Annotated in this window: 19 protein-coding genes; 14 read left to right on the forward strand and 5 right to left on the reverse strand. The window is 40.6% G+C overall.

Annotation, left to right across the window (positions count from 1 at the left end):
• Positions 1-15: 15 nt before the first annotated feature.
• Positions 16-1,509: a glycerol kinase GlpK gene (gene glpK / locus C1A12_RS07070; protein ID WP_101843121.1), complete on the forward strand. Its 1,494-nt coding sequence runs from the start codon at positions 16-18 to the stop codon at positions 1,507-1,509.
• Positions 1,510-1,555: 46 nt separating this feature from the next.
• Here glpK and C1A12_RS07075 read toward each other — a convergent pair whose 3' ends face one another.
• Positions 1,556-1,792 (reverse strand): hypothetical protein, encoded by a 237-nt coding sequence (locus C1A12_RS07075; RefSeq protein WP_101843122.1) that lies wholly within the window; start codon positions 1,790-1,792, stop codon positions 1,556-1,558.
• Between the two features lie 111 nt (positions 1,793-1,903).
• On the reverse strand, positions 1,904-2,815 hold the full coding sequence (murB, locus tag C1A12_RS07080) for a UDP-N-acetylmuramate dehydrogenase (protein WP_101843123.1): 912 nt from the start codon (positions 2,813-2,815) through the stop codon (positions 1,904-1,906).
• Positions 2,816-3,135: 320 nt separating this feature from the next.
• On the opposite strand from murB, the gene ilvD reads away from it, so the two are divergent.
• The 12 genes from ilvD (at position 3,136) to hpaB (ending at position 19,026) form a co-directional block, all read left to right on the forward strand.
• Positions 3,136-4,830 carry a dihydroxy-acid dehydratase gene (gene ilvD, locus C1A12_RS07085; protein WP_101843124.1) on the forward strand — a complete coding sequence of 565 codons (1,695 nt, stop codon included), beginning with the start codon at positions 3,136-3,138 and terminating at the stop codon, positions 4,828-4,830.
• Between the two features lie 300 nt (positions 4,831-5,130).
• Entirely contained in the window at positions 5,131-6,489 is a 1,359-nt protein-coding gene (locus tag C1A12_RS07090) for an aspartate aminotransferase family protein (protein WP_101843125.1), read from the forward strand.
• Positions 6,486-8,021, forward strand: a complete 1,536-nt coding sequence (locus tag C1A12_RS07095; protein ID WP_101843126.1) for an aspartate aminotransferase family protein — start codon at positions 6,486-6,488, stop codon at positions 8,019-8,021. The genes C1A12_RS07090 and C1A12_RS07095 overlap by 4 nt, the downstream gene beginning before the upstream one ends.
• The gene (locus C1A12_RS07100; RefSeq protein ID WP_101843127.1) at positions 8,018-9,775 is read left to right on the forward strand and encodes an IucA/IucC family siderophore biosynthesis protein; all 1,758 of its coding nucleotides are present in this window, start codon (positions 8,018-8,020) and stop codon (positions 9,773-9,775) included. The genes C1A12_RS07095 and C1A12_RS07100 overlap by 4 nt, the downstream gene beginning before the upstream one ends.
• 49 nt (positions 9,776-9,824) lie before the next feature.
• Complete coding sequence (locus C1A12_RS07105) at positions 9,825-10,325, forward strand: GNAT family N-acetyltransferase (protein ID WP_101843310.1); 501 nt, start codon at positions 9,825-9,827, stop codon at positions 10,323-10,325.
• Positions 10,318-11,649: a lysine N(6)-hydroxylase/L-ornithine N(5)-oxygenase family protein gene (locus C1A12_RS07110; protein WP_101843128.1), complete on the forward strand. Its 1,332-nt coding sequence runs from the start codon at positions 10,318-10,320 to the stop codon at positions 11,647-11,649. The genes C1A12_RS07105 and C1A12_RS07110 overlap by 8 nt, the downstream gene beginning before the upstream one ends.
• Entirely contained in the window at positions 11,636-13,432 is a 1,797-nt protein-coding gene (locus C1A12_RS07115) for an IucA/IucC family siderophore biosynthesis protein (protein WP_101843129.1), read from the forward strand. Before C1A12_RS07110 ends, C1A12_RS07115 begins: the two co-directional genes overlap by 14 nt.
• A gap of 63 nt (positions 13,433-13,495) precedes the next feature.
• Complete coding sequence (locus tag C1A12_RS07120) at positions 13,496-14,068, forward strand: histidine phosphatase family protein (RefSeq protein WP_101843130.1); 573 nt, start codon at positions 13,496-13,498, stop codon at positions 14,066-14,068.
• 65 nt (positions 14,069-14,133) lie between these two features.
• Positions 14,134-15,066: an aldo/keto reductase gene (locus tag C1A12_RS07125; RefSeq protein WP_101843131.1), complete on the forward strand. Its 933-nt coding sequence runs from the start codon at positions 14,134-14,136 to the stop codon at positions 15,064-15,066.
• Between the two features lie 328 nt (positions 15,067-15,394).
• A complete protein-coding gene (locus C1A12_RS21510; protein ID WP_255408387.1) occupies positions 15,395-15,520 on the forward strand; it encodes a hypothetical protein in 126 nt (41 codons plus the stop codon).
• A gap of 410 nt (positions 15,521-15,930) precedes the next feature.
• The gene (gene aceA / locus C1A12_RS07130) at positions 15,931-17,223 is read left to right on the forward strand and encodes an isocitrate lyase (RefSeq protein ID WP_101843132.1); all 1,293 of its coding nucleotides are present in this window, start codon (positions 15,931-15,933) and stop codon (positions 17,221-17,223) included.
• Positions 17,224-17,586: 363 nt separating this feature from the next.
• The gene (hpaB, locus tag C1A12_RS07135) at positions 17,587-19,026 is read left to right on the forward strand and encodes a 4-hydroxyphenylacetate 3-monooxygenase, oxygenase component (protein WP_101843133.1); all 1,440 of its coding nucleotides are present in this window, start codon (positions 17,587-17,589) and stop codon (positions 19,024-19,026) included.
• A 13-nt stretch (positions 19,027-19,039) separates the two neighbouring features.
• Here hpaB and C1A12_RS21220 read toward each other — a convergent pair whose 3' ends face one another.
• Entirely contained in the window at positions 19,040-19,177 is a 138-nt protein-coding gene (locus tag C1A12_RS21220) for a hypothetical protein (RefSeq protein ID WP_200816557.1), read from the reverse strand.
• Positions 19,178-19,262: 85 nt separating this feature from the next.
• On the reverse strand, positions 19,263-19,451 hold the full coding sequence (locus C1A12_RS21645) for a DUF3949 domain-containing protein (RefSeq protein ID WP_101843134.1): 189 nt from the start codon (positions 19,449-19,451) through the stop codon (positions 19,263-19,265).
• A 244-nt stretch (positions 19,452-19,695) separates the two neighbouring features.
• Here C1A12_RS21645 and C1A12_RS07145 point away from each other — a divergent pair, with 244 nt between their 5' ends.
• Positions 19,696-19,914, forward strand: coding sequence for a YozQ family protein (locus C1A12_RS07145; RefSeq protein ID WP_101843135.1), 219 nt, complete (start codon positions 19,696-19,698; stop codon positions 19,912-19,914).
• 22 nt (positions 19,915-19,936) lie between these two features.
• Here the strand turns inward: C1A12_RS07145 and C1A12_RS07150 are convergent, their stop codons facing one another.
• A complete protein-coding gene (locus C1A12_RS07150; RefSeq protein ID WP_101843136.1) occupies positions 19,937-20,329 on the reverse strand; it encodes a hypothetical protein in 393 nt (130 codons plus the stop codon).
• Positions 20,330-20,515 lie beyond the last annotated feature (186 nt).

Here is a 20,515-nt window from a genome sequence, read left to right on the forward strand (position 1 = left end):
CGGAGGGGACAAAATATGAGTGAAAAATTTATTCTATCGTTAGACCAGGGGACGACCAGTTCAAGAGCGATTCTATTTAATGAAGCGGGAGAGATCGTTGAAACCGGCCAGAAAGAGTTTGAGCAGTTTTTTCCTAAACCGGGCTGGGTTGAACATGATGCGAATGAAATATGGACTTCCGTATTAGCATGTATAGCTGATGTATTAAGAAAGGCGGACATCGAACCTGATCAGATTGCTGGAATCGGTATTACGAATCAGCGGGAGACTACTGTGGTTTGGGATAAGCATACTGGAAAGCCGGTATATAAGGCAATTGTATGGCAGTCCCGGCAGACGGAGGAGATTTGTAAAGATTTACGAGCAAAAGGACACAATGATCTTTTTAATAAAAAAACGGGCCTGCTGCTTGATCCTTATTTTTCAGGAACTAAAGTGAAATGGATACTGGATAACGTCGAAGGTGTCAGGGAGAAAGCGGATAACGGGGATCTGTTGTTTGGAACGATGGACACGTGGCTGGTATACAAATTGTCAGGTGGGAAATCTCACATTACTGATTATTCTAATGCCTCACGTACACTTATGTTTAATATTTATGACCTTACATGGGATGAAGAACTGCTCGACATCTTGACAGTACCTAAAAGCATGCTTCCAGAAGTCAAGCAATCTTCTGAAGTGTATGCAAAAACCGTGGATTATCATTTCTTTGGTCACGAAGTTCCTATTGCCGGAATCGCAGGGGATCAGCAGGCCGCCTTATTTGGACAAGCCTGCTTTGAAAAAGGAATGGCTAAAAACACGTACGGTACCGGGTGCTTTATGCTTATGAACACCGGAGATGAAGGGGTTAAGTCTGAAAGAGGATTGCTGACTACGCTTGCATGGGGTGTAGACGGCAAGGTTGAATATGCGCTGGAGGGCAGTATTTTTGTTGCAGGATCAGCGATTCAATGGCTGCGCGATGGGCTGCAGCTGATTGAAAGTGCCCCAGCCAGTGAGCAGCATGCACTGAAAGTAAACTCAACAGATGGAGTTTATTTAGTCCCTGCATTTGTAGGGCTTGGAACACCATATTGGGACAGTGATGCTCGTGGAGCCATGTTTGGATTAACGCGTGGCACATCAAAGGATCACGTGATTCGTGCTACGCTGGAATCTCTAGCTTATCAAACGAAAGACGTGCTTGATGCGATGATCGCAGATTCGAACATTGACTTAAAAACACTACGTGTGGATGGAGGAGCTGTAAAGAACAATTTCCTCATGCAGTTTCAGAGTGATATTCTAGGGGTGCCTGTTGAACGGCCTGTCGTACAGGAGACGACCGCGTTAGGGGCTGCTTATTTGGCTGGGCTCGCAGTAGGGTATTGGAAAGATAAAAATGAAATTGCTAACCAATGGAAGACTGAAAAAACATTCTCGAATGAGATGGATGAGACGGAACAGGAGGAGTTGTACAGAGGATGGAAGAAGGCTGTAGCTGCAACTCGTGAATTCAAATAAAAAGGTGCCCGCGGGCACCTTTTTTATTATGTGTAAACGATCTGCATCAGACCTTTAAATTTTTCAGTACATCGAGCAGCTGCATGCCTTCAGTAATAACGTTTGAGTTATTCATAATACCTGTTAGATCAGTAAGATCAACATTCATGAGTACAAGCACAGCGATCAAGAATAATAAAAAGTTATCTTCTTCATTTTCTGTACCGTTTTCCAGTTCTTCCTTAAGCTCCTCAATTTGCGCTTCTAATTCATAGATTCGCTGGTACATATCATAAGCGGACATAGGAGAACCCCCTTTTCCTTTTTCTCTATCCTATGAAAGGGTCCTATTTAAAGAGAGGGTATATGTCCAGCCTTTTTAATAAAAGCAAAAGCCGGCTGAAAATTCAGCCGGCTAATCTTCTCCAATAATCCGCACTTCTCGTTCCAGGTCAACACCGAACTTCTCTTTTACCGTTTTTTGAACGTGTTCAATCAGGGAGATGTAGTCTGTTGTCGTAGCGTTATTTTTATTAACAATAAATCCCGCATGCTTTGTAGAAACTTCTGCCCCGCCAATGTTTGTCCCCTGGAGCTGGCTGTCCTGTATAAGTTTTCCCGCAAAGTAACCAGGAGGACGCTTAAACACACTGCCGCAGGAGGGATACTCTAACGGTTGTTTAGATTCTCGTTTATAAGTTAAATCGTCCATCACTTCTTTAATATCTTGATACTTACCTGGTTTCAAGCTGAAAGTTGCTTCAATCACAATATCTTTCTGTTCTTCAATGTTACTTGTTCGATAATCAAGTTCGAGATCCGATGCCAATCGTTTTACTAAGTCACCGTTGCGGTCAACCACATACGCGTAATCAAGCACATCTTTAATTTCACCGCCATATGCTCCAGCGTTCATGTAGAGTGCCCCTCCCACTGTCCCAGGAATGCCGCAGGCAAACTCTAATCCAGATAAGCTTTCCTTAAGGGCATGACGGGAGGCATCGATAATCCGAGCACCGCTTTGGGCCACGATAGTATTACCGTCCGTAGAAATATCATCGAGGTTTTTAAGGCTGATTACGATTCCCCTGATGCCGCCGTCTTTAATGATAAGGTTTGAACCATTCCCCAGCAGGGTGAAGGGAATGTTCTCTTCATTTGAGAATTTCACTACGTTTTGAATTTCTTTATAATTTGTAGGTGTTATAAAAAAGTCTGCTTTGCCGCCAAGCTTTGTGTATAAATGATTTTTAAGTACTTCATCTGTCTTAACATTCTCTTTCTTAACGAGCTCCAGCAGTTTATTATAAATTCGCTTTTTCTCCATTCATATCATTCCTATTAAATAGTTTATTCCTTATGAAGTTTATAACAAAACAACTGCAATTCAAAGCATTTTAACAAAATTGTATTATTTGTAAACTGCCTTAAAGGCATGTATTAATTGCTTTCTTGTACGTTTTCTTTCATTAGTATATGGATGTATGAGAAAAAGTTACACAAACAACAAACATGAAAGCGTTTTACTTAAGAGAAAGTTTCCTATTTTCAGAATATTGATTGCGATATTTAGTCGAAATCTGTATCATCATTGTAAGTAGCTAAATTTTACTCTTAATTGTATGGATATAAGGAAGGATGAGCTTAATGGATGAGCAAAAAGATCTACGAATCAGAAGTAAAGTTATCAGTGAAGGAGTGAACCGTGTTCCGAACCGTTCCATGCTGCGTGCGGTAGGCTTTAAAGATGAAGATTTTAAGAAGCCGATGATTGGGATCGCCAGTACTTGGAGTGAAGTAACGCCTTGTAACGTCCATATCGATGAATTAGCTAAAGAGGCTAAATCCGGCGCATCGAATAATGGTGGGGCACCCATGATTTTTAATACGATTACTGTTTCGGACGGAATCGCTATGGGACATGAAGGAATGCATTATTCTCTGCCAAGCCGTGAAATTATTGCAGATTCCATTGAGACGGTATCTAACGCTGAGCGTTTGGATGGAGTAGTAGCGATAGGTGGCTGTGATAAAACGACTCCAGGGTGTTTGATGGCACTGGGCCGCATGAATATTCCATCCGTATATGTATATGGAGGAACTATTCAACCAGGTAAATTAAAAGGCAAAGATATTGATATCGTTTCATCCTTTGAAGCTGTTGGTCAGTATCATGAAGGAAATATGAATGATGAAGAACTACATCAGGTTGAATGCCACGCGTGTCCAGGAGCAGGAGCATGCGGAGGTATGTATACGGCCAATACGATGGCCTCAGCAGTAGAAGCCCTTGGAATGAGTATCCCAGGCTCCTCTTCAACTCCAGCTGTTAATGATTATAAGGAACAGGAATGTAAGCAGGCAGGTGAGATGGTAGTAGAACTTCTGGAAAAAGGGATTTATCCTCGTGATATTATGACCAAGAAAGCATTTGAAAATGCGATAACGGTTGTTATGGCTTTAGGCGGGTCGACAAACGCATTTTTACATCTGACAGCTATGGCACATTCTGCTGGTGTTGATTTGTCCCTGGATGATTTTGAACGTATTCGTCAAAACGTTCCCCACCTGGCAGATATGAAACCAAGTGGAAAATATGTCATGCAGGATCTTTATGAAGTGGGCGGCGTACCTGCAGTGATGAAGGTGTTGCTTGAAGAAGGTCTGCTTCATGGTGACTGCCTGACGGTGACAGGAAAAACTCTGGCTGAGAATTTAGCAGAAGCCGATCCTTTGAAAGAGGGACAAAAAGTCATTGTACCATTTGACGAACCGATTAAGCCGAACGGTCCACTTGTGCTTTTAAAAGGTAACTTAGCTCCTGAAGGCGCAGTAGCTAAAATGTCCGGCCAGAAAGCAAGCCGTTTTGAGGGGCCGGCCCGTGTATTTGACAGTGAAGCTGAAGCTACTACTGCAATTGTTGACAATAAGGTTAAAGAAGGAGACGTCGTAGTCATCCGCAATGTTGGACCAAAAGGCGGACCAGGAATGCCTGAAATGCTTTCGATAACAGCGATGATTGTAGGTAAAGGACTCGGCGGCAAAGTTGCTCTTCTTACGGATGGCCGATTCTCTGGAGGATCTCACGGATTTGTTATTGGGCACGTAGCTCCTGAAGCAGCAGTCGGAGGACCGGTAGGACTGTTGAAAGAAGGAGATACCATAACAATAGATAGTGAAACCCAACAAATTAATTTTGATGTGACTGATGAGGAACTTGAAAAAAGAAGCAGAGAATGGGTTAAACCAGAACCGAGGCATAAAACGGGTATGCTTGCTAAATATGCGAGACTTGTTTCTTCTTCTGCCAAAGGTGCGGTCACGGATCTAGATTTAGAATAAAATAATTGTTTTTACTGTGTAAAGTTAGTGAGAAATACCCCGTTTATATTACAGTTTAAAACGAATTAAAATAACTTTGAGAAGAGACGCTGTTTCTGGCGTCTCTTTTTTTATGGCCGGAAATTGCAGGCTCCTCTTTGTCATTTATCGTAGTTGTATTTTCCTAAAAGAGATATTTTTATTTCTTTTCATTAAATGGGAAGTGAGACCCAAGTATCATTGACAATGAAAATCATTATCAATTAAGCTGAAGTAGCACATTCATTGATAATGATTTTCATTTAGAAAGGAAGATGTCAGATGACAATAGATACAGCAACAAACCAGTCCTTACTTCAATCTCAATCAAAAAGGGAGTCAAATGCGAGGTCATATCCTCGGAGAATTCCAATTGCAATTGATAAAGCTCGGGGAATTCATGTTACAGATATGGATGGCAGGTCTTATATAGACTGCCTGGCCGGGGCCGGGACGCTTGCTCTAGGACATAATCACCCTGTTGTAATTGAAGCGATGAAAAAAGTATTAGACGATGAAAGTCCATTGCATACGCTTGACATTACAACAGAAGTAAAAGAGAAATTTGTCAGTGAACTGTTTTCCAATGTACCTGAACCTCTAGCTTCTAGAGCAAAAATACAATTTTGTGGACCCACGGGCGGTGATGCTATAGAAGCGGCTCTTAAATTAGTGAAAACCGCAACGGGGAGAAGAGGGATAATTACATTCCATGGCGGCTATCACGGTTCGACCCACGGAACGATGTCGATCAGCGGAACAATTGGGCCAAAAGAAAAAGTGAACAGTCTCATGCCGGATACTTATTTTATGCCATATCCATATGAATACCGCTGTCCTTTTGGATTAGGGGGCAAACAATCTCATCAAGTAAGCAGTCAATATCTTGAGAATATGCTCGATGATCCTGAGAGCGGTATTCTTCCTCCTGCTGCAGTGATTCTAGAAGTAGTTCAAGGAGAAGGGGGTTCAGTGCCTGCCGATCTGGAGTGGCTGAAAGAAATTAGAAGGATAACGAAAGAGCGGGGCATTCCCTTAATAATCGACGAAATACAAACAGGTATTGGAAGAACAGGTGAGTTTTTTGCCTTCGAACATGCCTCCATTGTTCCTGACGTGATAGTCTCATCTAAAGCAATAGGAGGGAGTCTGCCTCTATCGGTAGTGATTTATGACAAAGAATTTGATCAATGGGGACCGGGAGCTCACATCGGAACCTTTAGAGGGAACCAGATGGCAATGGCAGCAGGAACAGCAACTATGAAATATATTAAAGAACATCGACTAACTGAGCATGCTGCTGAAATGGGAACCCGGTTAATGGATGCTCTCTCCCACGTTAAAAGTTCGATCCCGGAAATTGGTGATGTAAGAGGAAGAGGACTAATGATTGGAGTGGAAATGGTAAAACCTGAATTGAAACAGGCTAACAATGGAAGTCACCCGGCAAATCCGGAATTGGCAAGTACAATTCAAGCGGAGTGTCTTAAACGCGGACTAATTGTAGAAGTAGGCGGAAGGTATGGAGCTGTGATTCGGATTCTTCCTCCATTGATTATTACGAAAGAAGAGGTAGATATAGTTGCCGGCATTTTAGAAGATTCTATTCAACAAGCTGTGAAAATGGAGGAAGGTTCATGAAGTGGGAAAATCATCAAGCGCTTTATACAGACGAGGAAGATACGTTTGATCAATTATTTTTCCACGACGGACAGGAAGGGATTAAAGCTTTCGAAGAAGTGATCGAATTGGTTATGAATCAATTGATAGACAGACAAATGGTTCACCATAAACCTTACTGTGGCAAACTCCCTGCTGAAGTTAAAGAAGCAGTGAAAGCAGTAAAGACTTCGAGTCACAAAGGAGAATCTCTTTCCCATTTCCTTAAGGAAATGGATCAGACCATTCTACGGAATAACATACAAATCACCAATCCAAAGACGATCGGGCATTTGCATTGCCCCCCTTTACTCACTGGGATAGCAGCAGAATTAATTGCTGCAGTCTACAATCAGTCTATGGATTCCTGGGATCAAAGTCCTTCAGCTAGTTTTATGGAAGAAGAAATGATTCACTGGCTTACGGAGCAATTTCAGCTAGGGCGAGATTCGGGGGGCACCTTTTCAAGCGGTGGAACGCAATCAAACTACATGGGCCTTCTTCTGGCAAGGGATCATGTTTGCGAGAACAAATTTGGACATAATGTTCAGCAGGACGGCCTGCCCCCCCAATCGAATAAGTTGAAGATTCTGTGTTCTAAGGAAGCGCATTTTACAGTGAAAAAGTCAGCCTCCCAGCTTGGTCTGGGAGAGGGGGCGGTGGTAACCGTTGAAACGGATGACGATCATAGGATGTGCATCCACGATTTAACCAGTAAGGTTGATGAATTAAGGAAGAACGGGGATATACCTTTTGCCCTTGTTGCTACATGTGGCACAACAGATTTCGGAAGTGTAGATCCATTAAGCGAACTGGCGGACTACACAGCCGATAATCAACTCTGGTATCACGTAGACGCCGCCTATGGTGGAGCTCTTATACTAAGTGATTCCCATAGAAATAAACTTACAGGCATTGAAAAGGCTGATTCGATTACTGTTGATTTTCACAAATTGTTTTATCAGCCGATCAGCTGTGGTGCTTTTCTCGTAAACAATGAAAGTCATTTTAAATATCTAAATCATCATGCCGATTATTTAAACCCAAAGGAAGATGAGGATGAAGGCATCCCTCATTTAGTTAATAAAACTGTAGCTACTTCAAGACGCTTTGACGCGTTAAAGCTATGGATCTCCCTGCGTGTAGTAGGAACGGACAGGTTCCAGAAAATGATTGACCATACATTTTTGGTAGCTCAACAGGCAGCTGAGGTGATTGACGGATGGAAGGATCTTGAGGGAGCCAACCGGGTTCCAGAACTTAACACTGTACTGTTTCGTTTCAATTCAAAAGAGGTTCCAGAAGGAGAAGCAGATCAGTTGAATCGAGAAATTCAAAAAAATCTTTTCCACGAAGGTTCAGCTTTTGCAGCAAAAACGAAGGTAAACAATAATGTTTATTTAAAATTTACGATTCTTAACCCACGGACAACGCTGGCAGACGTAAAAGAAATTCTATCCGATGTGACACGAATAGGCATACAGGAATTAGAAAAAAGGAGGGTCTTATTATGAAGAATGCAAAATCGTTAGCTGAAAAAGCGTCAATGCAAAGTTTTTTGAACTGTTATTTAAGAGAAACCGATAATTACCAATTCACAGAGGAAGAAGAAGGATTGGAACAAAAAGTGCAGGTTCATTTAAAAAATTTAGATCAGACCATTATTGCTCCTGTTAGATACTGGTCGCCTACAGGAAGGCATTCATTCAGCTTTCCTATTTATTTAAACAACAATCGATCAGTGATCGAGCTGGACTACGTTAGTTTTGTCTCGGCTGTTATTAAAGAGTTGTCCCTACAAAACAACCGTAAAGAGGCTGAGGATGAATTAATGCTGCGTGTCTTGTTAAGCTGTCAAAAAATACAGCAGTATATTGCTGAAAGACAACATGAATCTGAAGATCTTTTATCTTTAGATTTCACCTACATTGATGCTGAGCAGTCCCTGCTTCTCGGCCACCTCCTGCACCCAACACCAAAAAGTAAGCAGGGCTTGTCTGAACAGGAGGACCAGCTTTACTCTCCTGAACGACAGGGAGAGTTTCAACTCCACTATTTTAAAGTGAAAAATCATCTTCTTCTGCAGGATTCTTCCCTTGAGGAGTCAGCTGCACAAGGAGTAAAGAACCATTTATTAAAAGATCAAGCGGTAGATCAACGATGGTTAGAGAGCATCTCTGAAGAGCAGTATTCTTTCCTGCCTATTCATCCTCTGCAGGCGAAAGACATGCTCGAAAATGAGGAAGTAAATGAGATGATGGAGCACCGGGACTTATTTTACTTAGGACCTGTGGGTTCAAAATTTAAAGCTACTTCATCTTTCAGGACGGTATACAACGAAAAATCAGATTATATGTTTAAATTCTCGCTGCCAATAAAAATCACGAATTCCTTGCGAGGGAATCTGCAAAAAGAACTGGACCGCGGAGTGGAAATATCGCGATTGCTTCGTACGGAATTTGGAGATCAGGTCAAGCATTCGTTTCCTGGTTTTCATGTAATCGAAGATCCTGCTTATATCAAGCTTAACGTCGGAAACTCAAAGATAGCGTATGATGCGGTCATGCGGGAAAATCCGTTTAAAGAGAATAACACTAGCGGGGTTACATTGATTGCCGGGCTTTGCCAGGAGCAAGTGTACTCAGGACATTCTCGTCTATATACCATTATTAATCAAATTGCTGCCAGCGAAGGAAGATCGACAGCAGAAGTAAGTAAAGACTGGTTTAGCAAATATCTATCCATTTCGCTCGACCCCATCCTTTGGTTATTCAAACGTTATGGACTCGCACTTGAAGCACACCAGCAGAATTCCTTAATTAAATTGTCATCAGGTTATCCAGCAGAATTTTATTATCGTGATAACCAGGGCTATTATTTTAGTGAATCTAAGGCAGATGAGCTGAAAGGTTACCTGCCCTCCTTGAATCATTCGAGCGACACAGTCTGTACAGATGAAATCGCCGTCGAACGACTTCGTTATTATTTCTTCTTCAATCATTTATTTGGTTTGATTAACAGCTTTGGAAGTAACGGTCTAGTGAGCGAATATGACCTGCTCGGTATTCTTCGGGAGAAATTGGAGTTGGATGATGTCCACTTAACGTTAATTAATAGTCTGTTAAATGAAGACAAGCTGCCGTGTAAGGCAAATTTGTTAACACGATTTCATGATATGGATGAACTACAGGGGTCATTAGCTACCCAGTCCGTTTATAAAAAAGTGAACAATCCTTTAGCGAGTAAGGTTGGTTGCTATGAAGCATAAGGTGATCGATACAGAAGTAAAAAGAGAGATTTCTTTTAAGCCGTTTACTATGGAAGATGATTTCCAGAAGATCTATCGCTGGATGCATGAGCCCCATGTCATTCCATACTGGCAATTAAATTTGCCAAAGGAAAAGTTAAAGAAACACATGAAAAAAGCCAGCACGGACTCCCATCAAACCTTATATATAGGCTTTATTAACGAAGACCCAATGAGCTATTGGGAAGCTTATTGGGTTCAAGGGGACATAGTAGAGAAATATTACGATCCCGCTCCATATGACCAGGGTATCCACTTATTAATTGGAGACCCTTCCTACCTTGGGAAGGGACTGGCCCTGCCCCTTCTCAAGGAGATGGCGGCATTCCAGTTCAAATGGAGTAAAACAACAAAACTTATAGCTGAACCAGATCATCGAAATGAAAAAATGATTCATGTATTTGAACAATGCGGGTTTAAAAAAGAAAAAAAGATTAATTTGCCGGACAAAACAGCATGGCTTATGTTTTGTGAACGCGAAGATTTTGAAAAGAGGTGCAGAGATGAGTAAGCAAATCTATGATGTCATAGGAGTAGGCCTAGGCCCATTTAATTTAGGGCTGGCGGCTCTTTCGGAAGAGAGCGGGGAGATAAGGAGCTTGTTTTTCGAAAAAGAAAATGAATTTAATTGGCATCCGGGAATGATGATCGAAGGCACTACCCTTCAAGTTCCTTTCTTTGCTGATCTCGTCAGCATGGCGAATGTGAGAAGCGAATTCAGCTTTCTTAATTATTTACAGAAAAATGGACGCATGTATCAATTTTACTTCCTGGAAAAATTCCATGTCTCAAGAAAAGAATACAACGCTTACTGCCAATGGGTTTCTACTCGTTTAGAAAATTGTCAGTTCGGCAGGGAAGTGACGGGGGTATATGTCGTGGATGACCGTGAAGAGCAGTTGTATGAAGTATGCGTGCATAACCTTGCCACTCAGCAAGCAGAAAGCTATTATGCTAAAAATCTTGCAGTTGGAATAGGAACCATTCCTTCTGTGCCTGAGCACTTGCGCGGAACTCTTGGTGAATCAGTGTTTCATTCATCGGATTATTTATATAAGAAGGGGTCAGTTGCTCATGCTGAATCTATAACCGTCATCGGTTCGGGCCAGAGCTCGGCAGAAATTTTTCTTGATTTATTAAAGGAAAAAGGAACGAGCGCTGATCTTCATTGGTATACACGCTCGAATGGCTTCTTTCCTATGGAATACTCAAAACTTGGGCTGGAGCATTTCTCGCCTGAATATACGCAGTTCTTTTATCAGCTGCCTCAAGTGAAAAAAGATGAACTTCTAAAACAACAAGATTTACTTTACAAAGGTATAAGTGCCGAAACAATCGCTGAAATCTATGATGCCCTTTATGAAGGAACCGTGGACAATGAGCCTTTAAATGTGCACCTTCAAGCTATGTCTGAAATTGAAAACCTCGAAGCTGAAGGAGAGCAATGGAGATTGCTCGGAAAGCAGCTTGTAAATGGAGAGAAGTTCGAGCGGAACAGTGAGGTCGTGATACTAGGCACAGGCTATGAACAGGCAAAACCGGACTTCCTGTCTCCGATCAGTCATTGCCTTACTGGAGATCGTTATGGCAGATACAGAGTTGAAGAGAACTATGCAGTTGAAAGCGAATTGGATGCAGATATTTATGTTCAGAACGGGGAAATGCATACTCATGGCGTAGGTGCTCCCGACCTGGGGCTAGGAGCTTATAGAAATAGTATTATCATTAACAGCATAGCCGGCAGAGAAGTATACCCTCTACAGGAAGACTACGTTTTCCAAACTTTTGGGGTGCAAAAAACAAATAGAAAGAAGGCGACTTATGCTATACGCTGAACAAATCGAAACAGTACTTCAACGAAATGAATGGACAAAAGTAAATCAAAAACTGCTTGCAAAAATGATTTCTGAATACATGTATGAAGACATGATCAAACCAGAGTTAATTGAAAGTAAAGAGTGGTCAAGTTACAAACTCAGGATCACAGAGCAAAAATGCTATAAATACAAAGCTAAAGCTCGATACTTTGACAGTTATCAGGTAGATGAGACCTCTATTACTGTTAGAGAAGGGAATGAAGAGAGAAGAGCCACCAGTGCGATTGAATTTTTGCTGGATATTCAGCCGCAGATAGGAATGTCCTCGGAAACTGCCGGGCATCTAGTCAAAGAATTAAATCATACACTGCTGGCCGATGCCCATATGCTTAAGGAAGCTTCAACCCCTTCAGATCAGTTAATCTCTCAAGACTATGCTCAACTGGAGGGAGAAATGGCCGGCCACCCATGGATTACGTATAACAAAGGGCGTATAGGATTCGGATATGATGATTATTTACAGTATGCTCCTGAACAGCAGAAGCCGGTAAGATTATTATGGATTGCAGTTCATCGAAAATTGGCAAGCTTTCAATCTGTCCAGGACTTAACGTTTGAGGACCTTGTCTATGAAGAGCTGAGTCCTGATGAAAGAGAAAGACTGTATCATAAACTAGAAATATATGATGCGGCACTGGAAGACTATTTTATCATGCCGGTCCATGAATGGCAGTGGAAGAAGGTGATCATCCAACAATATTCCGAGGATCTGGCTAATCGGTTGATCATCCCTTTAGAAACCGGAGATGATGAATATTTGCCTCAGCAATCAATCCGAACGTTTGTCAATCAGGATTATCCTTTGAAAAAGCATGTTAAAGTCCCTATGAGCATATTGAATACGCTTGTATATAGAGGGCTTCCAGCAGAACGAACCTTAATTGCACCGCAAATTACTGAGTTTATTAAGGGAATTTATGAAGCAGATTCGTTTTTAAGTAAGGAGTGCCGTGTCATCCTGCCAGGAGAAGTAGCGAGCATCAATGTGCCGCAAAAACATTATGAGCAGTTAAAGAATGCGCCCTATCAATACCTGGAAATGCTTGGGGTCATTTGGAGAGAGAGCATTTATGGATATCTGGAAGATGGGGAGCAGGCGATTACACTCGCTGCACTGCTTCACGAAGATGTTGAAGGGAAACCGTATGTTCAAAGCTTAATTGATAAGTCAGGTTTACCTGTAGAAGAATGGGTAGACCAGCTGTTTAAAGTTATTATGGAACCTTTGCTGCATTTTCTTTATCAATATGGAACAGTGTTCTCCCCTCATGGTCAGAATACAATTGTTGTGTTAAAGGACTACAAGCCGCACCGGCTCGCAGTAAAAGACTTTGTGGACGATGTTAATATAAGTGATCAGCCTTTTGAGGAGTTAGATCAGTTGACAAGTGAGATAAAAAGCGTGTTACGAAGCGAGCCGCCGGAAGGCTTAACCCAATTTATTTTCACTGGCCTGTTTATTTGCCATCTAAGGTATTTAGCCCGTCTATTAGATGATCATACACGTATGGATGAAAAAGATTTCTGGCACGCCCTGGCCAAGTCAATTCATAACTATCAGGAAAAATTTCCTCATCTTAAAGAGAGATTTAAAGTTTTTGATTTCTTCAAGGAAGAATTTACAAAGCTTTGCTTAAATCGAAATCGAATGGTTGACTATGGATATGAAGATGGAGATGACCGCCCTCATGCATCTGAATATGGAAAGGTAAAAAATGTCCTTTCCTTATGGAAAAAGTAAAGTCCTCGCCCTGGTGAGGGCTTTTTCCTATGGTAAAATATGGGGAGTGAGGGAGGGGTTTATATGAGAATCGGTTTTATTAGACATGGCACTACTTCCTGGAATAAATCGGGAAGAGCACAAGGACATTCTGATGTACCTTTAGATGAACAAGGATACAAAGATGCCAGGGCGCTGGCAAAAAAACTAAGCAGGGAAAAATGGTCTTATATTTACAGCAGTGACCTGAGCCGTGCCAGTCAGACAGCTCAGGCGCTTATTGATGAAGGATTGATAAACAACGTAATTCATGATCATCGTTTGCGCGAGCTTGGCGGCGGTCAAATTGAAGGCACTACGGAAGACGAACGACTGAACAAGTGGGGGCGGGGATGGAGAGAGCTGGAACTCGGTCTAGAAACGAAAGAGGAGGCTCTAAAACGAGCACTGGCTTTTCTTTCTGATATAACCGATTGTCATCTTAAGGATGATATTCTAATTGTCAGTCATGGTTCTTTCTTAAAACACTTAATTGGTGAGCTAACAGGGAAGAAAATCGAACAATCGTTAGAGAATACTTCCTTAACCATTTTAGAACTGAAAGACGGAGAATGGAAAGTTGAAGTTTTAAATGATGTGAGCCATTTACATGCATAAAGTTTGGTTTATCCAAAACGTGGTAATAGGATTATGTGACTAAAACCAAAGAGAGGGATGAAGGGATGCATAAGCAAATCAAACTTGGAAAGTCGGATATAACAGTCAATCCTATTGGTCTTGGAACGAATGCCGTGGGCGGTCATAATATTTATCCAAACCTTGATGAGGAAATCGGTAAGGACGTAGTCAGAGAAGCTATTTATAACGGAATAAACTTTCTCGATACAGCATATATATACGGCCCGGAACGCTCGGAAGAACTGGTAGGCGAAGTCGTTAAAGAGACTGGTCGACGGGAAGATATAGTCATTGCTACGAAAGGCGCTCATCAATTTAAAGGAGAAGAAGTCATCTTTAACAACACTCCAGGTTTTTTGAAAGAATCTGTGGAGCAGAGTTTAAACAGATTGGGGACAGACTATATTGATCTGTACTACATTCACTTCCCTGACGAAGATACACCTAAGGATGAAGCTGTGGGTGCATTAAAAGATTTAAAAGATGAAGGAAAAATTCGTTCGATCGGTGTTTCAAACTTTTCTTTAGACCAGTTAAAAGAAGCAAATAAAGATGGGTACGTTGATGTGGTTCAGTCTGAGTATAATTTGTTTAAGAGAGAGGCGGAGAGAGACCTTCTGCCATATACAGCAGCTAATCAAATCACTTTTGTCCCTTATTTTCCATTAGCATCTGGTCTGCTGGCAGGCAAGTATAATGAGAATTCTACCTTTGACGATATTCGAGCAAAAAATCCGCTTTTTCAAGGGGAAACGTATAGACGTAATTTGGAAAAAGTCGATCAAATCCGCAGTTTGGCTGACTCTAAAGGGATAGAGGTTGCCCATCTGGTGCTCGCCTGGTATTTAACTCAGGATTCTGTGGATGCAATTATACCCGGGGCGAAAAGAAAAGAGCAGGTCATCGATAATCTTCGTACTCTAGAAGTAGAATTATCGCAAGGGGAAGTCCATGAGATTGACCGTATTTTTAAATAAATCAAAATGAAGAACCCCGCCGGATCAGGCGGGGTTTTTACTTTAAAAATGTTTAACTTTGTAAAAAGATAAGAAACTTCCTCCATTGGACGTGGCGTAAGCTAAGTTTTCTAATGTTGGAAAGTTAATTAAATGTGAAGAACTATATTTTGATATCCTTATTTTTCTAATTAAAAGTTTTTTGCTGAAGGCTTGAGACGGCGGGCATTCTAATTAAAAATTCAAAAAAATCAAAATTAGGGGTTGCATTTTCAAAAGAAGCATCGTAGACTGTTTTATAACAGAAATTAAACATTTAAATCTGTTATATAAAAAGGAGGAGAAACAAATGAAAAACAATCAAACACGTAGAAATGTAGGCGTTCCTTGCCCTCAATGCGGATCAGATATTGAAGGTGGTAATTATACCTATATGATGGAATGTAACCGCTGTCTTGCCAAAAAAGAAGAGTAATTTTTATGAGATTTCTGTTATATAACATTAAATTATAAAAGTTTTTAATATATAACAATAGAGGGGGTGATTAATGAGTGAGGATAAATTTACATGAGGGCCGCTAAAGAAAGTTGGTTTAAATAAGAAGGTCTAGATAGCTCGAGCATCTGCACCTTACCATTGCACTGATGAAAGATGATATTTTAGGGCTTAAGATTCCACAGTTTATGAAAGCCTGACCCTTGTTACTGAACCTATCGAAATGACATCAATCAGCGACCAGCGTTATAACAATGATCCATTATCCGATGAATTCCTAATAAGTAACACTAGAATTATGATGAACAAGACGGGACATGATCAGCCCGCCCGGGCATAATGGGTACCGCGCCAGACGCGAAGATTATCTATATTAAGGAGGAACAAAAATGAGAAATGAAAGAATTGAAGCGTTGCGTAACGATTGGGAAAACAATGAGCGTTGGGAAGGGATTACGCGTCCTTACGAACCAGAGGATGTTATTAGACTTCGTGGCTCGATTGATGTTCAGCACACATTGGCTGAACTCGGGTCAAGTAAGCTTTGGGAACTTCTACATAAGGAGGATTATGTTCACGCATTGGGAGCCTTAACTGGTAACCAGGCTATGCAGCAAGTAAAAGCAGGACTAAAAGCAATTTACTTAAGCGGTTGGCAGGTGGCTGCAGATGCAAACCTTTCGGGGCATATGTATCCTGACCAAAGCTTATATCCGGCTAACAGTGTTCCACAAGTAGTAAAGCGAATCAATCAAGCATTACAAAGAGCTGATCAAATTCATTATATGGAAGGAAAAGATGAAATTGATTGGTTTGCTCCAATAGTTGCTGATGCGGAAGCTGGTTTTGGGGGACAGCTCAATGTATTTGAGCTCATGAAAGGAATGATTGAAGCGGGAGCAGCTGCAGTACACTTTGAAGATCAGCTGTCTTCAGAAAAGAAATGCGGTCACCTGGGCGGAAAAGTACTGCTCCCTACTCAAACTGCCGTTCGAAATTTAATCTCAGCGAGGTTTGCAGCTGACACGATGGGAGTACCTACTATTATTATTGCACGGACAGATGCCAATGCTGCTAATTTGATAACGAGTGATATTGATCCTATAGATAAGGAATTTATTACGGGTGAAAGAACTGCAGAAGGGTTTTACAAAACAAGAGCAGGAATTGACCAGGCGATAGCGAGAGGACTTGCGTATGCTCCATATGCTGACTTGATTTGGTGTGAAACATCTGAGCCGAATATTGAGGAAGCCAAGAAATTCGCTGATGCAATTCATAAAGAATTTCCTGATAAATTGCTGGCCTATAATTGCTCTCCATCATTCAATTGGAAAAGTAAACTGAATGACCAAACAATTGCTTCGTTCCAGAAACAGCTTGCGGAAATGGGATACAAGTTCCAATTCGTTACACTGGCTGGTTTTCATGCTTTAAATCACGGCATGTTCGAGCTAGCGAGACAATATAAAGATCGAGGAATGGAAGCTTATTCCGAACTTCAGCAAGCTGAATTTGCCAGTGAGCAGTATGGATATTCAGCGACCAGGCACCAAAGAGAAGTTGGAACTGGATATTTTGATGAAGTGGCACAAGTAATTTCAGGAGGTACATCTTCCACTACTGCTCTTGAGAATTCAACAGAATCCGATCAGTTTAAAAGCCAAACTATTAAATCCTGATTCAAACGAGGCTGAGACATAAGCTCAACAATAAAAATTGAATAATATAAACGCAGATCATTGAGCGTAGTCAAAATGCTTAAGACTCCTGTGGGAAACACGAGTCGAAAATCCCGCAGGAAAGCGCTCTTTGCTTTATCGAGGAAGCTTAAGGCCGTGCCAACGAAAAAGCGAAGAGTTTTGACGGAGCGATGGTCAAAATCCTTTCTTGGCAAATAGCTAATCCGAACTGATTTCAACAGAATCGTTCGGATTATTTTATGCTTTATTCAGTTTTGCCCCAATCGTTATTTTAGTGTAGACACTTTTTCTATACCTGGCCATAAACTGTAGTAGTGACTTTTAAAGGAGCAGGGATAATTAATGGCTATTATTACAGGGGCTGAATACTTAGAAAGAATCAATCATTTAGGAACGGAAACTTGGGTATCTGGTGAAAAGATAAAAGGACCAGTTTCAGAGCACCCTGCATTTAAGGGAGTGATGAAAAGCCAGGCGGAGCTGTATGATATGCAGCACAATAATGAGGCGGCGGAATGGATGACTCACCTTTATAATGGAGAACGGATAGGCTCTTCCTATTTAATTCCAAAATCGAGAGAAGATTTAGAAAAAAGAAGAAGAATGATTCAAACCTGGGCCAGCCATACAGGAGGATTAATGGGGCGGAGCCCTGATTATATGAATACCGCCGTGGCTGCATTTGCGAGTTCCGTTTATTTGTTGGAAAACCAACCTAATTGTTTTCCTGAACATTTGAATGCTTTTTATGAATATGCAGTGTCAAAGGATTTATCGTTTACACATACATTTATAAACCCTCAGAATAATAGATCAGCTTTAAATTATTTAAATGAAGATACAACAAACGCACGAGTCGTTAAAAGAATAGAAGAGGGTATTGTAATTAAGGGTGCTAAACTGCTTGCTACACAAGGGGGTATTACGGATGAACTTATAGTGTTTTCAGCTCCGGGCATCCAGGATTCTTCTCATGCATTTGCTTTTTCTATACCGAGCAACACTAAAGGAGTAAAGTTTGTCTGCCGGAAATCTTTCGTTATAGATGAGTCTCCTTATACTTCTCCCCTTAGCTCCCGGTTTGAAGAAATGGATAGCACGGTAATTTTTGATAATGTTTTAGTACCGTGGGATCGTGTGTTTTTTTACGATAACCTTAAAGTGGCAAATGATTTTTACAAAAAAGGAAACTTCATACCATTTAATCTTCATCAAATTGTCTGCAGGCAGGTGGTAAAGACAGAATTCACGCTGGGTGTCGCAAAATTAATCGTTGATACGATTAACATTAATGAATTCCAACATGTACAAACTAAGATGGCTGAAATAATAAAAACACTTGAAAGCACAAAAGCTTTACTGGTGGCTTCAGAGATTCAAGCCGAAAAAGATCAATATGGCGTAATGGTACCTGACCGCACCCCTTTGTATGTAGCTGTGAATCAGTTTCAAGAACTCTATCCCCGCATTACAGAAATCATTCAACTGCTGGGCGCCAGTGGTATGGTTAATCTGCCGGAAGAAGAACAGTTTACTTCAAAAATTGGCCAAGAGGTTAATCATTATTTACAAGGATTTGAAGTTAGTGGAAAAGACCGGGTCCAGCTATTTCAGCTTGCTTTTGACCTCTGTATGAGCAGTTTTGGTTCCAGACAGACATTGTATGAACGCTTTTTCTTTGGTGATCCCGTTCGACTATCACAAATGATTTATCAGACATATAATTTAGAGCCATCCGTTGCTTTAGCAAAAGGGAAACTCTTAACGAAGAAAGCTGACTGAAGCCAGTCAGCTTTTACATTTTTTTATTATGTTTTTTCGCCTCTTGTTCGAGTTGAGAATCAGGTTGCTGATCAGCGATATCCTCAGATAATCCCTGCCGATTCACCGTTTTAGGATTTTTACTCTTATTTGCATTGCTTTTCTTGCTCAAATTTACCACCTCCTGATGGTAGTATGGAACGTGTATTACCTACTTTATTCAGGGATTATATTTGTTTCTTTAATTTTAACCATCCTCAGACAATAACACTTGCCGGCATAAACAAAAGATGAAGCTGAGTATTTGCATGTAATACTTCTTCCTGAACAGGCAGCCGTTCATAATAATCTCCCTGTTTCATGCAGCATCTTTCGATTTCCTTCTTAAGTCCTTTTAAGTAGCGGAATTGGACAGGCCCATAGTTACACAAAAAGAATGGTTCCAATTATTATTAGAAATGTCCAAATATTAACCCCCTCCATATAAGGTAGATTATACTGGTTGACGATAAAATTAATATTAATGAATTGGTTGCAATAAACTCAGGTTTAATGACTCCTTTACTCCAATATCGTAGCCTCTGTTATACCACACCCTAATGGATAATCCTCAGGCATTTCACTTATAGGAGATCTCTATGTTTATTCAATCGGAAATTGCAAATAAATATAATAAGAGGAGGTTATAATATGAAGAGAGAAGAAAGAAAAACGATAGGTGATCGAAAATATGAAGCCGCTGATTATGAACGTAATGATGAAACTTCAAAAGGACTGGCAGACACACACGAACAAGTGTCTGATACTCTGACTGAGGGAACATATGATGCTAAAATCGATGAAGTAGATGAAGACGGCCACTTAATCACTCATAAAGGAAAGGATATTCAAAGCGATAAAAGAAAGTAAACAAAAACCCTGCTGTCTAGTTTTAGGCAACGGGGTTTTTGTTCTCTCCATAAGAAGAAAGCAGCATTTCAATTTCGTTTAATTGAGAAGCATACAATGAAAAATGATCTTTATCATGAACATCCAAAGATTGATTTACTTTGTATTGTAAATAGTTTCTCTTTAATATAAGGTCATCGTAAGTTGTCACATATCCTTCTCTATAGTATTCCTCCAATTTATCAGAAGACATATGAAATGTGGTGGTACTATTAACTAAAGGTATATACCAGCCAACTGGATCTATATAATGTGGAGATCCATTAAGAGAAATTGTTTCAAATTTATGAAAGGGTATCGATTGTCGAAGCTCAGGAAAAGCTGCATTTTGCACGTGATTGAAAGCTTGGGTCACAATTAATGACTGTTGCTGCATCCTTATTCACCTCATTATCAGGTTTTCTCTTATTTTAATTGATAATGATTATCAATGTCAATAAAGAAGTTGTATATTTCAAAAAATAATTCTCAAAGAAGCTGTATTAAAATTAACTACCACTGATGGCATTGAGAATAGTTTGTTATTCTTCTTCACAAGCTAAATAACGAAAAGGAGGAAAAC

It is taken from the genome of Halobacillus sp. Marseille-P3879 (assembly GCF_900240285.1).
Lineage (GTDB): Bacteria > Bacillota > Bacilli > Bacillales > Halobacillaceae > Halobacillus_A.

Bases quoted from the DNA above. Each gene is read 5' to 3' on its own strand.
- C1A12_RS07095 (WP_101843126.1), top strand. From the start codon at position 6,486: ATGAAGTGGGAAAATCATCAAGCGCTTTATACAGACGAGGAAGATACG.
- C1A12_RS07110 (WP_101843128.1), top strand. From the start codon at position 10,318: ATGAGTAAGCAAATCTATGATGTCATAGGAGTAGGCCTAGGCCCATTT.
- C1A12_RS07120 (WP_101843130.1), top strand. From the start codon at position 13,496: ATGAGAATCGGTTTTATTAGACATGGCACTACTTCCTGGAATAAATCG.
- ilvD (WP_101843124.1), top strand. From the start codon at position 3,136: ATGGATGAGCAAAAAGATCTACGAATCAGAAGTAAAGTTATCAGTGAA.
- C1A12_RS07090 (WP_101843125.1), top strand. From the start codon at position 5,131: ATGACAATAGATACAGCAACAAACCAGTCCTTACTTCAATCTCAATCA.
- aceA (WP_101843132.1), top strand. From the start codon at position 15,931: ATGAGAAATGAAAGAATTGAAGCGTTGCGTAACGATTGGGAAAACAAT.
- C1A12_RS07125 (WP_101843131.1), top strand. From the start codon at position 14,134: ATGCATAAGCAAATCAAACTTGGAAAGTCGGATATAACAGTCAATCCT.
- hpaB (WP_101843133.1), top strand. From the start codon at position 17,587: ATGGCTATTATTACAGGGGCTGAATACTTAGAAAGAATCAATCATTTA.
- C1A12_RS07145 (WP_101843135.1), top strand. From the start codon at position 19,696: ATGAAGAGAGAAGAAAGAAAAACGATAGGTGATCGAAAATATGAAGCC.
- murB (WP_101843123.1), bottom strand. From the start codon at position 2,815: ATGGAGAAAAAGCGAATTTATAATAAACTGCTGGAGCTCGTTAAGAAA.
- C1A12_RS07115 (WP_101843129.1), top strand. From the start codon at position 11,636: ATGCTATACGCTGAACAAATCGAAACAGTACTTCAACGAAATGAATGG.
- glpK (WP_101843121.1), top strand. From the start codon at position 16: ATGAGTGAAAAATTTATTCTATCGTTAGACCAGGGGACGACCAGTTCA.
- C1A12_RS07150 (WP_101843136.1), bottom strand. From the start codon at position 20,329: ATGCAGCAACAGTCATTAATTGTGACCCAAGCTTTCAATCACGTGCAA.
- C1A12_RS07100 (WP_101843127.1), top strand. From the start codon at position 8,018: ATGAAGAATGCAAAATCGTTAGCTGAAAAAGCGTCAATGCAAAGTTTT.
- C1A12_RS07075 (WP_101843122.1), bottom strand. From the start codon at position 1,792: ATGTCCGCTTATGATATGTACCAGCGAATCTATGAATTAGAAGCGCAA.
- C1A12_RS07105 (WP_101843310.1), top strand. From the start codon at position 9,825: ATGGAAGATGATTTCCAGAAGATCTATCGCTGGATGCATGAGCCCCAT.
- C1A12_RS21510 (WP_255408387.1), top strand. From the start codon at position 15,395: ATGAAAAACAATCAAACACGTAGAAATGTAGGCGTTCCTTGCCCTCAA.